General features: G+C 35.8%; 6 protein-coding genes. 3 read left to right on the plus strand and 3 right to left on the minus strand.

Annotation, left to right across the window (positions count from 1 at the left end):
- Positions 1-178 precede the first annotated feature (178 nt).
- Positions 179-3,796 (minus strand): DUF4450 domain-containing protein, encoded by a 3,618-nt coding sequence (locus P2W65_RS19235; RefSeq protein WP_289660144.1) that lies wholly within the window; start codon positions 3,794-3,796, stop codon positions 179-181.
- 345 nt (positions 3,797-4,141) lie between these two features.
- On the opposite strand from P2W65_RS19235, the gene P2W65_RS19240 reads away from it, so the two are divergent.
- The 3 genes from P2W65_RS19240 to P2W65_RS19250 all read left to right on the plus strand — a co-directional run bounded on the left by P2W65_RS19240 (position 4,142) and on the right by P2W65_RS19250 (position 9,967).
- The gene (locus P2W65_RS19240; RefSeq protein WP_289660147.1) at positions 4,142-5,410 is read left to right on the plus strand and encodes a rhamnogalacturonan acetylesterase; all 1,269 of its coding nucleotides are present in this window, start codon (positions 4,142-4,144) and stop codon (positions 5,408-5,410) included.
- A gap of 17 nt (positions 5,411-5,427) precedes the next feature.
- Positions 5,428-8,295 carry a glycoside hydrolase family 2 protein gene (locus P2W65_RS19245; protein WP_289660149.1) on the plus strand — a complete coding sequence of 956 codons (2,868 nt, stop codon included), beginning with the start codon at positions 5,428-5,430 and terminating at the stop codon, positions 8,293-8,295.
- 163 nt (positions 8,296-8,458) lie between these two features.
- Entirely contained in the window at positions 8,459-9,967 is a 1,509-nt protein-coding gene (locus tag P2W65_RS19250; protein WP_289660151.1) for a rhamnogalacturonan acetylesterase, read from the plus strand.
- Positions 9,968-10,144: 177 nt separating this feature from the next.
- On the opposite strand, the gene P2W65_RS19255 is transcribed toward P2W65_RS19250, so the two are convergent.
- A complete protein-coding gene (locus tag P2W65_RS19255) occupies positions 10,145-12,589 on the minus strand; it encodes a glycosyl hydrolase 115 family protein (RefSeq protein ID WP_289660153.1) in 2,445 nt (814 codons plus the stop codon).
- A 240-nt stretch (positions 12,590-12,829) separates the two neighbouring features.
- A complete protein-coding gene (locus P2W65_RS19260; RefSeq protein ID WP_289660156.1) occupies positions 12,830-14,158 on the minus strand; it encodes a rhamnogalacturonidase in 1,329 nt (442 codons plus the stop codon).
- Positions 14,159-14,179 lie beyond the last annotated feature (21 nt).

The raw sequence follows: 14,179 nt of genomic DNA on the forward strand, positions 1-14,179 counted from the left end.
GAAATGAAATTTTTACCGCAAAGCACGCAAGTTTTTTTTACTAAGCACTACGTTGTAAAACGCAAAGTTCGCAAAGCTTTATCTACACAAAGCTTTGAGAACTTTGCGTTTTTTTAGAATTCCAAAAGCAAAAAAAACTTGCGTGCTTTGCGGTTAAATCTCAAGCTGTTTCATATTATTATCTAATTAAAGTCAAACTCATCAAACCAATCACCACATCATTAGCAATGGTTTTCAAAGTCAAACTTTTTAATGTTTTATTTTTATCCAATGGCAAATCCAGAATCGTTCCCGCACCGCCTTCGACTCCATAATTGGTAAGTCCTTTTATGGGTTTAAAATCTTTAAAATCTCTCGAAATTTTTCCTGATTTCAGATAAACTCTTGGTGGTTTTGGAGCATCGGTGGTAAATGCTAATCCGTCAATAAAATAATCCTGCTCAATCGGCCACCAGTTTTCTGGATTTTTAAGTGCTAAAACTTCCGAAGTTCCATCTGTGTAATTTACTGTGATTTCGCCATTTGTCATTCGGCTCTGCATTGGATTTGTTGTTCCTGCTACCATAAAATAAACATGTGAAGCTTTTCCAGATAACGGAATCGTAACACTTTCCGGATAATTATCCCACATGGAAGTGAAAACAATATTTTTTTTGTCTGCTGATGAAGGTGTTTTAAATACAATTCCTTCAGGAGAAGTAATTTGTTCTTTGTTCTTGGCTCTTTCACGAAGTCCACTGTCGTCAATTATAACTTCTAAATTGGGATAACACCAATTCCCGATTCCCTGTTTCGGAAGCTGTAATGTCGTAGTTTTAGGTCTTGGCGAAAGATATTCATTGGTAAAAACATCGGTAACTTTAGCATTAAAATAAGACGAAAGAGCAATCGATTCCTGTTTATGGGAAGCCGAAAACGGAATATCCCAATTGATTATTTCCATGTTTTGAATGGATGAATTGCCATTCTTAATCTCAATTTTGTTAGTTCCTGGCATTAAATCTTGAATCGGAATTTGAACTGTTTTCTGTTCTAATACATTAAAATTAATTGGCTGACTCGCTTTTTCATTTGTATTTAAAACCAAAGAACCTTCCATCTTTTTTACAGTATTGTTTTTAATGGAAACTTCTAAAGTATTGGCTTCTGTAAGTTTTGCTGCAGCTTCTAATTTTGGTTTAAAATTAACTTCAACAGGATGCCACCAAGACAATTCGCCTTGTTTCAGTTTTATAAAAAACACACTGTTTCCTTCCCCATTAAACTTGGCATGAAGCTCATTTTGAGTTTTCGAAATAGCACTTAAAACCGATTGCGGATCGTAAACCGAAAGAATTTCAGCTTTAAAAGTCATTATATGTAAATCTTGACCACTGGTGTAAAATGGGGTCTGCTTTTTTGTTTCTAATGGAAAACCTTTCCAGTTTACAACAACATCATAAACAGCATTGTAAGGCACTTCAATACAAATTTTCGGTTTTCCGATACTTTCCGAAATTGCTTTATATGAAGCAATTTTACCGTTTATCATAATGTTTTGAATTTTATCAAAAGGTGCATCCAATAAAAGTTTTAAACTCATTTTGGACTGAAAACGATTTTCGATTTTGTAACTGTCTTTTTTATCTTCTCTTTTAAAAGAAAATGAAATATCTGGAATTTCGATTGAAGCTTCATTCCATTGAGAAGGAAAACCCGGACTGATAGTCAAAGTTCCTGCTAAAGCATCGGGTTGAATTCCGTAAAGACCTTCAACCAAAGTCCTTGAAGCCATTCCGATTGGGTCGGCAAAATCACGATATAACTCCCCACGCATTGCATCTTGGTACAAAAGCTGTTCAAAAGCACCCGGCGATGCTCCTAGATACATACTTTCTATCAAAGCGCTTTCCCATAAATGATACGCTTTTTCGGCTTGTCCACCCTGCCAAAAGGCCAAAGCGGTGTGTAATTGTTCTGCTAATGCCACATTATTAACCGACCAAGTATAAGGCTGCCAATTGGTGGTACTAATGGTAAATAAATCAGTTCTATCTAATCCTTCCGCTTTAATTGGTATGCGAGGAATCTGTTTATCCACATAATGCAGCATTTGAAAACTCTCAAACGGAGTAGCCATTTCTGAATCAATCGTATGGTAAATGCTCCAAACTCCAGGAGTTTCATGCAATAATCTATTTCCTAAAGCGTCTTTATATTCTGCAAAAATTCCTTTTTTAGGAAGCCATAAAATCTGATTGGAAGCTTTTAAAATTTTATCAGCTTCTTTTGAAAACGGAAGCGCATCCACCTTTAATTCTTGAGCTACAGCTGCAATGGTTTTATTGGCATAATAATTATAAGCCGAAGAATGAATTACACCGCCTCCGCTGTATTGAAGCGCATCGCTCGCCCAAATTGAGGCATAAGCATCATATAGACCATCGCGGTCTGAATCGAAATTTCGTTTTTCCCAGTCAATATGTCTTTGAAGTACAGGCCACATTTCCTTCATAAAATCGGTATTTCCAGTCCATTTAAAATGACGCAGCATTTGGTCGATAAAAACCAGATTCATATCATAATGATGAGCAACAGTATTCTTGTTCGGATTTCTGCTGATGTAGCCGCTGCTGAACATTGATGTTCCCATTTCTTCTTTCTGTCTCGCAAGATTTTTTTCAGCATCAAACACAACTGGGCCACTCTCAGGAGTTGTAACTTGTGAGTTGCTATAACTCTTAAAATGAGATTTTGCACGGTCATGCCAGCCTAAAGGGTCGGCTGTGTATGCACCACGCCACGCATTGAGGTACATTCTCCATGCCACCGCGCCATGCAAGTAAGCTGGGCTTTCCCATATTCCGTCAGAAGCAATTGCAAGTGCTCCACCCAATGTATTGATATAAGGGTCTGGCGTAACTACCTTTACTCTATTCGCCAAAACCGCTGTTTGCTGAACAGCTTCTTTATACATTGACTCAATATTTTTCTGTGTAAGATTTTGCACTTTTTCAGGAGTCAGAAACCAATAATTTTCATTTTGAAAGTTCTTGACTTTTCCCGCAACCACCATTAGTGATTCTGAATTGGAATTGTATAATTCTAAAGGGGAGTTTTGTTTTTCGGCATTAGCCAAATGAACAGCTGAATCCGGAAAATAACCTGTTAACCTCTTATTGTTTCCGTCTTTTTGTTTGTTGCTTTCTGAACCATATTCCAACAGAAAAGACTGTTTTTCTAAAGTATACTTATTATTGATGCAATATTCAGGTTTCAAATAAAAGACCGATTCGGGGTCGGCTCCGATATCTCCGTCACGACTGAACTTTTTCCCTGTCGCACCACCGTAAACCCAAACAAGACTACAATCTTTTGGCACATTGCTACCTGATACTTTAATAATAAAACCTTCTTTTTCTCTTAAAGCGACTACATCAACAATCAGTCTTCCACTTCCCAAAATAGCATCTTGAATTTCGTAATGCATGGTTCCTTGAACATAACTGGTATGAATTTTTGATGCTTCGGTAATCCATTTGCTGTTTTTACCACTTATTAAAGCCAATTTAAAATTGCCTCCCATTCCTGGCATATAGAGCGCAAATTCTGGTAAATCTCCCGCCTCTACCCTAAATCCGGTATTGGAACCATAAAGTGCTCTATTAAATTTTCGGTTGCCATTTTTAAGTACAAAATTATTTCCTTCAGGTATATAATGAATCTTACGGGTTGTTTTTTCCTGTCCGTTTATTACTAACGAGCTCAAGAAAAAAATGCCAATAAATACTGCAATAAGGGATGTTTTAGATTTCATAAAATGGCAAAAAAATTATGTTTTTAAAATAAATACATAACGAAATTATTTAGTGATTTTTTTATTAATTCAATATTATTTTTATGCAATTTCTTTGTTTTTTCATTACATCGTATCCTGTACATACCTGACTTATAAGATTATTTTTTATTGAAACTTTATTTTTTTAATCGTTTTTTAACATCATAGTACAGGATACTATATAAAATCATAAGGATTAGATTTGAAAAACAAATAAATTAAAATCTCAAAAATTTGACTATTTTTTTTAAATATTCGTATTTATTCTTGCTTTCTGTTTTGATCTCGTTTTCAGCATTTTCAAATAATTCCACGAAAAATGTATTGGACAACAAAACAGTTTCTGAAGACAGTTTAAAAAAGACAATGCTCTTTCAGTTTGGCACTGATTTAAAAATCAAAAAAGGGATTTCGGTAACAAAATCTTTAGAATACAAATCTGATTTAGGATATGGATTTGACTTTAATACCGAATCCAACCTAAAATTAAACTCCAATTCTTTTTCTATTGAAAAGCCTGTCTACTTTTCTGTAAAACTTCCTGAAGGAAATTATCAAGTTGAAGTAGTTTTAGGAAGTCCTCAAAAAGACCTTAAAACAACCATAAAAGCAGAATCTCGCCGATTAATGGTTAATGAGTTTATTGTAGCAAAAGGAAAATCAGCTGTACAGATTTTTAATATAAATGTTCGAAATCCTAGAATTGATGATAATTTGAATGTTACTCTTAAAGACCGTGAAAAAGACATCTTAGATTGGGATGATAAATTGACCCTTGAATTTCTAGGCGAAACAGCCGTTCAGAGTATTAAAATCACAAAAAAAGACAATTTAACGGTTCTCTATCTAGCCGGAGATTCTACTGTTACCGACCAAGATGTAGAGCCTTGGGCATCGTGGGGACAATTTATCACTGCTTATTTTAATGAAAATGTTGTTGTAGCAAATTATGCGTATTCGGGTTCTTCATTGAGTTCTTTTAAAGCCAGCAACCGCTTGAAAAAAATACTTTCCCAAATCAAAAAAGGAGATTACCTTTTTGTGGAATTTGGTCATAATGACGAAAAAATCAAAGGTGCCGGCAATGGCCCGTGGGAATCGTATTCAGATTTATTGGCAGAATTTACTCAGGCAGCTAAAGATAAAGGCGCAATTCCGATTTTAGTTACCCCAACACAACGCCGTTTTTTTAATGAAAACGGCACTCTAAAAGATACGCATGGCGATTTTCCTCCAGCGATGCGTGCCGTGGCTCAAAAAAACAATACAGCTCTTATTGATATTACAAAAATGACAACCGAGCTTTACGAAACCTGGGGCGATGAAGTATCCAGAAAAGCTTTTGTACAATATCCTGCCAACACCTTTCCCGGTCAGGAAAAAGCATTGGACGACAATACGCATTTTAATAGCTTTGGGGCTAACGAAATTGCACTTTGTGTAATTAGAGGAATTCGTCAGCTTGACGTTCCTTTGAAAAAACAAATCAAAAAAGATATTCCGGAATATAATCCGAACAAACCTAACTATATTTCAAGCTGGACGCTGCCTATGAGCGCCCGATTTGAAATTTCAAAACCAGATGGAAACTAACCAAAGAACCAACTTTTATGCAACTAAAAAAACTTAAAATTCAGTGGATTACAGCCCTGACCATTTTTATTTCACTAAACAGTACAGCGCAGCAGACTGACAAAATTTATCTTTCAGGAAAAGATTTTGAACATCCTGTACAATGGGATTTTTACTGCACCGATGGCAATAACAGCAAAAAATGGTCAAAAATAAATGTTCCTTCTCAGTGGGAATTAGAAGGTTTTGGGGAATATACCTACGGTCGCTGGTATAAAGAACTAAATCAAAAAGAACCAAGCAAAGAAGAAGGTTTATACAAATACGAATTTGAAGTTCCAGCGTCTTATAAGGACAAGGAAGTGAAGATTGTTTTTGGCGGTGCAATGACTGACACTGAGGTAAAAGTAAACGGAAAGCTAGCAGGCGCTATTCATCAAGGCGGTTTTTATGAGTTTAAATATGATATTTCATCGTTAGTAACTTATGGTGCTAAAAATATTCTGGAAGTCCATGTCTGGAAACACTCTGCTAACAAATCGGTTAATGCAGCTGAAAGAAGAGCCGACTGGTGGTTGTTTGGAGGTATTTATCGTCCCGTTTGGCTGGAAGTTTCTCCAAAAACAAATATTCAGCATATAGCCGTAAATCCAAAAATGGATGGGAGTATCACAGTTGATTTGGATTTAAAAAATATTGCAAAAAATACCACTTTAGAAGTCTCGCTAAAAGGTTTAAACGGAGAAAGTCTGGAAGCTTTTTCTTTTCCGCTTAAAGCGAAAACTACTAAAGAAAGGATTTCGGCACAATGGAAAAATATCAAACCTTGGAATCCAGAAAGTCCTAATTTGTACGAGTTGCAATTGGTTTTAAAACAAAACGGAAATAGTATTCATGAATACAATAAAAAAATAGGCTTCAGAACTCTGGAGTTTAAAAAACAGGACGGGATTTATGTAAACGGAACTAAAATTGTCATGAAGGGAATTAACCGTCATTCTTTTTGGCCAGAAGGAGGACGAAGCACCAGCAAAAGAATCAGCGAACTGGACGGAAAAATAATCAAAGACATGAACATGAATGCTGTACGAGGGCATTATCCTCCAGACGAACACTTTCTGGAAGTTTGTGATTCTCTTGGAATTTTTGTTTTAAATGAACTGGCAGGCTGGCAAAACTCATACGATACTGAAACGGGAACGAAATTGGTCGGCGAAATGGTAACACGTGACGTCAATCATCCATCTGTAATTATCTGGGACAATGGAAATGAAGGAGGATGGAATTATGAAGTTGATAAGGTTTTTGCTGAAAAAGACCCGCAGAAACGAATTGTGATTCATCCCTGGGCTGATTTTAATGGCTGGGATACGCATCATTATCCAACTTACTTAACCGGAATGCATCGTTTTAATGCGGGCGAAAATGTGTTTTTCCCAACCGAATTCATGCACGGAACTTATGATAACGGTCACGGCGCCGCATTGGAAGATTTCTGGAACCGCTATAAAGAAAGTCCGCTTTTTGCTGGAGGCTTTATGTGGGCAATGCTAGACGAAGCCGTAAAACGCTCAGATTGGACTGGAGATGTAAAATTTGATTCGAAAGGTTCTTTAGCTGCCGATGGAATTTTAGGGCCTCATCGCGAAAAAGAAGGTAGTTATTATACTGTAAAGGAAGTTTGGGCACCCATCCAGTTTCAGCCAAAACAAGTTACTCCGAACTTTGACGGGTCTTTTCTGATTACAAATGATTATTTATTCAGTAATCTGAACTCGTGCAGAATGGAATTTAAAGTACTAAAATCTGATGCAGACGTTTTATACAGCAACAAAAATGCACAAGTAATAAGTTCTGGCAAAATTCAAATTCCAAAAATAAATCCGGGAGAAACACGTAAAATTCAGTTTGCGGTTCCAAACAATTTTGCTGAGGGAGATGTACTTTCTATTACCGCTTATGACCAGTTCAATAAAGAAATTTACACTTGGACATGGCCAATTCATAAAGCACTTTTTTATGCAAATAAGTTTTTAGCCGTTCAAAATACAAAAGCAAAAGCATCGGCAATTAAAACGGCAACCGAAGTTACTTTAAAAGGAAATAATGTTACCGTTGTTCTCAATGCTGCTAATGGAGAAATTACTTCTGTTAAAAATGGAATTTCAACTATTCCATTAACAAATGGCCCGCGTCCTATCGGAATGAAAGCGAAACTAAAAGACATTCAAGTTTCACAAGAGGGCGATAAAGCAGTTTGTTTGGTTTCCTATGTTGGTGGAATTTCAAGTATAAAATGGACAATGGAAGCTGACGGAAGATTTAAAATGGAAATGATTGTCCTAAAAAACGAAAAAGCACCAAGCGGTTTTGATGGTTTTGACGGAGCGTTTTTTGAAGATAAAATCAATTCTTTCGGAATCACTTTCAGTTTTCCTGAAAAGGATGTCACGGGTATGAAATGGTTTGGAAGGGGGCCATACCGTGTTTGGAAAAATAGAATAAAAGGCACTGCCTACGGAATTTGGGAGAAAGATTATAATACTACAATAACAGGAGAAAGTTTTGAAAATCTGGTATATCCTGAATTTAAGGGCTATCATGCTAATGTTATTGGAGCAAATTTAAAAGCGGGAACTTCTTCTTTTAAAGTTTTCAGTGAATCTGATAATCTATTTCTGAGATTATTTACTCCAGATTTGCCTAAAAATGGTTTCCCTGGCAGTTATCCGCAGCCGGCTTTTCCGGAAGGAGATATTTCGTTTATGTATGAAATTCCAGCCATGAGAGATTTTAAACCTCTTGAACAGCAAGGGCCTCAAAGTCAGCCTACCAATATCCGCATCAAAAGCGGAGACGAAGGAATCAAAATGAACCTATGGTTTGATTTTAGAGATAAAATATAGTTTTAAGTTTAAATACTAAAATCTTTTAACCGCAAAGAACGCTAAGATTTTTGTCTGTTTATATTGAAAGAAAATAAGTTCGCAAAGCTTTGCGCGTAAACCCTTGCGAACTTTGCGGTTAAGTAAATATGCATAACATTATTCAAAATTTATAATTCAAAACATGAAATTATTTAAAATACTTACTGCATTACTTTTGGCTGTATTATTTTTCAATTTTACATCAAAACAAGACAACAGACCTACTCTTTTTATGGTTGGAGATTCGACTGTAAAAAATGGAAAAGGAGATGGAGCCGGAGGTCTTTGGGGTTGGGGAGATTTCATTGGGCAATATCTCGATACGACAAAAATCAAGATTGAAAACCATGCTTTGGGAGGCACCAGCAGCCGTACGTTTCAGGATAAAGGATTGTGGACAGCGGTTTTAAATAAACTAAAAAAAGGAGATTATGTTCTGATTCAGTTTGGACACAATGACAATGGCCCTGTAAATGACAGTCTCCGCGCAAGAGGCACCATTAAAGGAATTGGTTCTGAAACCCAAGAAATCGACAATATCTTAACCAAAAAACACGAAATTGTACATACTTACGGCTGGTATATTCAGAAGGTAGTTCGTGAAGCGAAATCAAAAGGTGCCATTCCGATTATTTGCTCTCCAATTCCGCGCAATGACTGGCAGAATGGAAAAGTACCTCGAAATGACACATCATACGGATTATGGGCCAAACAGATTGCGGAAAAGGAAAAGGTAACTTTTATCAACCTGAACGAAAAAATGGCTCTTGAAATGGAAAAATTTGGCGAAACAAAAGTTACCGGCACTTATTTCTATAAAAAAGACCATACACATACCTCGGCAAAAGGAGCTGTGTTTTCGGCTTCTGTTATTATTGATGAATTGAAAAACAGTAAAAATTCTCTAAAAAAATACATTTTAGACCATCCAAAAATTGTACTTCCTGCCAAGAAAAAAGTCTTTCTGATAGGCGATTCTACTATGGCAAATAACAACAATAATCCTGATGCCGTTGGCTGGGGAGTTCCATTTCCTCAATATTGCGATACGACCAGAATTGAAGTTATCAACAAAGCACGTGGCGGCAGAAGCACCAGAACTTTTGATTATGAAGGTTTATGGAATGAAGTCAAAAACCAGCTGAAATCTGGAAATTTCATCCTGATTCAGTTTGGACATAATGATGCTGGCGATATTGATAAAGAAAAATTCAGAGGTTCTTTGAAAGGAAACGGCGAAGAAACACAGGAAGTTACCCGTCCAGACGGAACTAAAGAGATTGTTCATACTTTTGGCTGGTATATGGAGAAATTCATTCGCGAAGCCAAAGAAAAAGGTGCAATTCCGATAGTCTTGAGCCAGACTCCACGTAATGAATGGCCAAATGATAAAGTAGAGCGAAGAACTGATACTTATGGCAATTGGTCGAAAATTGCGGCAGAAAAACAAGATGTTCTTTATATTGATTTAAATGAAATTGTGGCGCAAAAATATGAGTTACTCGGAAAAGAAAAAGTAAAAGCTTTTTTCCCAAAAGACCATACGCATACCGGTTTGGAAGGTGCACAGTTTAATGCACTTACTGTGGCTGAAAGCATTCAAAAATTAAAAAACTGTAATTTGAGGGATTATATTGAAATTACTAAATAAAGCAGTTATGGACTTGAATACTCAAGATTAGAAAACTTATTTTTAGCCACAAATTGCACAAATTTCCGCAAATTAATTTGCGAAAATTTGTGTAATTTGTGGTTATATTTTTTTTTATAAGCTAAAGCGAAACATAAAAAACAAGTAGTTTCAAACTACTTTTTAGGCCAATCAATTTTATCTCAACGGAATTTCATAAGTTCCTCCTTCGGCAGCTAAGTAAACTGCTAATTGGTCGAGTACAATTCCAGTTTGATTGACTTCAATCATAACGATATGCTTTCCTTTTGAAAGATTTGAGGCTGGAATTTTTACAATTGCACTGTTTCTAAGCACATTTTCTTTCCAGGTTTTATCCCGGTCTTTGGTATTTATTTTAAAGAATTCCGTGCCTTTTCCGTCTACTTGAATTCCGATTTCATGGTCAAAATTATTGGAATGTGTTGGAAGCAGACGTACTTCAATTTCATAATCGCCTGATTTTCCAATTTCAAATTCATAAGAAACAGACGGTTTTTCATTTTTAAAATAACGCTGCGTAAACGGAAATAAAGTCACTGCATTATTACTATATCCTAAACCTTGAATTGTTTTCCATTGATAATTTTCTGTGTCATTTTTAGAAATAAATTGATTTGCTTGAATGTAAATTCTATCTGTTGTTTTTACTGACTTTTCCATAGGATTTTCAGTCTTTTTAACTGCTTCAAAAACGGGCAGTTTTCTTGGTTGCATTGACATCATATAATTCCACTTACCATTGCTTACTTTTTCATTATAAAAACTGGTCAATTCCTGAATTTTCTCAAAAGCCTGAGTGGCCAAAGTATTATACTTTTCTTTTTGAGTTACATCTGAAACCGTAGCTGCTAAATTCCAATACAAAAATTTGTAATTCATATAAGCAGCACCTTTAACAGGATAAACCATCAATTGAAACCATGCGTCTTTTCTTTCTTCGGGAATAAGCTTTTCCAGTTCGTCTATTTTTTGGACTAGATTTTCATAAGCTTTTATTCGGTTTAAGGATTCTTCTTCAGAAAAATCAGAAAATTTAACAGGAGTTGTTGGCTCCGTCTGGCTCCATCCCATATATTCAGGCTTTCTGAGCATTGCCAAACGGTAATATTCTTTCATAATCAATGCCGACTCTTGACTTACTGCAGCAGAAAATTCTCTTGCCGTCCAGTTTTTCAGATATTCATCAATTCCATCCGATTTGATGCTATTGATATTCCATGCCAAATCTAGAAAAAATTCGGTATCGTATTCTGCTGGCTTGATGTCTCCAACATTGACTATCCACATTTTTTTTGCTCCATTTTGATAGGCTTTTGTCATTTCGTACCAAATCAAACCCGGCTGTGTGGTGCTCAGCCAAAGATAATCATGAGGACGTCCCCAATAACTAATGTGATAATACACGCCACTTCCTCCTGTTCGCTTTTGTTCTTCTAGACTGCTCAAACGACGAATGTAACCATAATTATCATCGGGCCAAACAAGCGTTATATCGTCTGGAACTTTGAGTCCGTTATCATATAATTCCAGTACTTCCTTATATGGAACAAAAGCCTGTGGAATGGCTGAAAGCGGTTTTTTAAAAGTGTTTGAAAGCATCTCACGCTGGTTTAAAATAATCTTTTCCACCATTGCAATCGATTCCTTTAAATCTTTTGCGCCTTCCATTTTACTGTCATGAACACCACGCATTCCTAAGGTCATAATTGTTTCATTTTGAGCCGATTTTAATTCATCCAATCGCTCCTGCCAATATTTATCGACCTGAGATTTATTCGTAAAATAGTTGTAATCGCCATAAATTTTCGGTTTCCATTCGTCAACATTGTTTCTCAGCATCGGTTCGGCATGAGAAGAACCAATCACAATTCGATATTGCTGTGCCATTTCCTTATTCCCTGAAAGGGTAAAAAAACCTCTTGTAGACGGATGCATAGCAGGCCAAATTGTATTCGCTTTTAGACGCAGGAGTAACTGAAAAATTTTCTCATAGGTTTTAGGGCCGATATCTCCTGTTTCTGGCTCAAAAGTTTTAGCTGCCCAAGGTTGTAATCCCCAGTCTTCGTCATTTAGAAAAATACCTCGATATTGTACAGATGGAGCTTCAACAATTCCTTTTGATGGAAGATACAACGAAAGATTTTCTTTTTTTAACGGATGAACATCTGCCCACCATTTCCACGGAGAAATTCCGAGACGTTCGGCAATTTCAAAAACTGCATAAACAGTTCCTCTAACATCTGAACCAACAATCAGAAGATTATCTTTTTCTTTTTTAATTGAAAATTTTTCCCACTGATTTCCTAATTCTTTTTGATTGTTTTTGGATTGAAATAATTTCGAAGAAACCTGACCAACATAAATTCCTTTTTTTGAAATAGCATTTACAGTAACAATTTCGGGACGTTTTCCTGTTATTTCCTTAATATCATCTGCCAGTTCATTAACTGCCCAAACAATTAGTGAATCGGTATTTTTATCAATGAAAATATTTATCGCATGATTGGAATTTGCAATTAAAAACTCAGTCGCATTTTTATTTTGAGAAAAGACATTTATAGATAAAATTGAGAAAATTAATAGCAGTATTTTTTTCATCATTATTGTTGTTGTTTTTGCCACGAAGGTACTAAGGCGCAAAGTTATTTTTTAGGAAACTCATTATTTGGCTAAAGCCATTCTGGCATTGCATGTTCAATACCTCCAGCTAAAGCTGGAGGCAACTCAATTTAATTTTTAAAGATTTAGGTTTAAATCTTGTAAAATCGAACCTTATCTCTCACACTTTAGATTTCTTCAATTTTAAACCTTAGTATCTTAGAGGCTTAGCATCTTAAAACCTTAATTCACAAGTTCCTTATTCAAATAAACATTTTTGAAAGTCACACCATTTATCAAACTCTTATCAATATTTGTTTTTACTGATTCTATATTCAGATTTTCGAAAGTAAAATTAGACAAGCGAACATTTGGATCATTTTCTACTCCGTAAAAAGTATCGCATTTCAATTCGATGTTTTTCATAGTTACATTATCGCCGTACGAAAGCGGAATATCTGGGCGTCCTTTCAAATCAAAGAATTGTTTCCAGGCAAAAACTGCCAATCCCGTTTTTGCTTCTCCTTTAATATCTTCAACTCTGATATATTCGTAACGTTGCGGTGTGTCAGGTCTCATTTTCAGCCACAATAATCTTGAAGCGCCGTCAATTTTACAATTTCGCATAACTATATTTCTATTGTGTATCGCTTCACTTCCGTTGGTCAAAGCGGAATGGCAGAAACCGAAATTACAGTCTTCAATAATAATATTCTTGTTTGCTCCATTGTTTGGATCTTGGTCTGCATAAGGGCCTTTTCCGCCTTTAAGCGCAACAGCATCATCATTAACCGACATATAACAACCTTTTACTAAAACATTGGTGCAGATATCTACATCAATTGCATCGGTACTTGGTGCCTTGTCTTTAAGATGCGGAGAAAAAATATACAAATCGAGCAGTTTAACACTATTACATTTGTAAAAGTGATTCGTCCAAAAACCAGAATTAATTAATTTCACATCCTGAAACTGCACATTATTTGAATTCCATACAAATACTAATCTAGGTCTCGAAACTTCCAGATTGGTGCATTTTGGATTTTCTTTACGACGCGCCCAAAAAGCATCCCAGTATTTTTTGCCATTTCCGTTAATCGTTCCTTTTCCAGAAATTGAAAAATTATCTACTCCGTAAGCATTGACTACAGCCGGGAAATAATCTAGATTCTGTCCTTCCATTCTGGAAGCCATAATCGGAAAATCAGCTATATTATCAGAGCCTTTCAATACACCGCCTTCGCTAACATACAGCTTAGTTTTAGGTTTAAAAAACAAAGCGCCACTCAAGAAAACACCTTTTGGAATTACAATTACACCACCACCGTTTGCTGCTGCTTTGTCAATTACCTTCTGAATGGCAACTGTTTGTATTTTAGTGCTGTCAGTTCCCACTCCATGGTCTGTAATTTTATATTGCTTACCTAGACTTTTAAGCTCCAGTTTGGTATAATCCTTAAACCATGGCGTGATTTCGCTTCCATCGGGAAATTTATCATTGCTGTATTTTTGTGAAGATGCATTTTGAACAATCCCTAAAATGCAAAAAACTAAAGTGAAAAACTTTTTCATTATGCTTTATTTTATTTTTTT

It is taken from the genome of Flavobacterium panacagri (assembly GCF_030378165.1).
Lineage (GTDB): Bacteria > Bacteroidota > Bacteroidia > Flavobacteriales > Flavobacteriaceae > Flavobacterium > Flavobacterium panacagri.

Coding starts and splice junctions, on each gene's coding strand:
- P2W65_RS19235 (WP_289660144.1), bottom strand. CDS start 3,796: ATGAAATCTAAAACATCCCTTATTGCAGTATTTATTGGCATTTTTTTC.
- P2W65_RS19245 (WP_289660149.1), top strand. CDS start 5,428: ATGCAACTAAAAAAACTTAAAATTCAGTGGATTACAGCCCTGACCATT.
- P2W65_RS19250 (WP_289660151.1), top strand. CDS start 8,459: ATGAAATTATTTAAAATACTTACTGCATTACTTTTGGCTGTATTATTT.
- P2W65_RS19255 (WP_289660153.1), bottom strand. CDS start 12,589: ATGATGAAAAAAATACTGCTATTAATTTTCTCAATTTTATCTATAAAT.
- P2W65_RS19260 (WP_289660156.1), bottom strand. CDS start 14,158: ATGAAAAAGTTTTTCACTTTAGTTTTTTGCATTTTAGGGATTGTTCAA.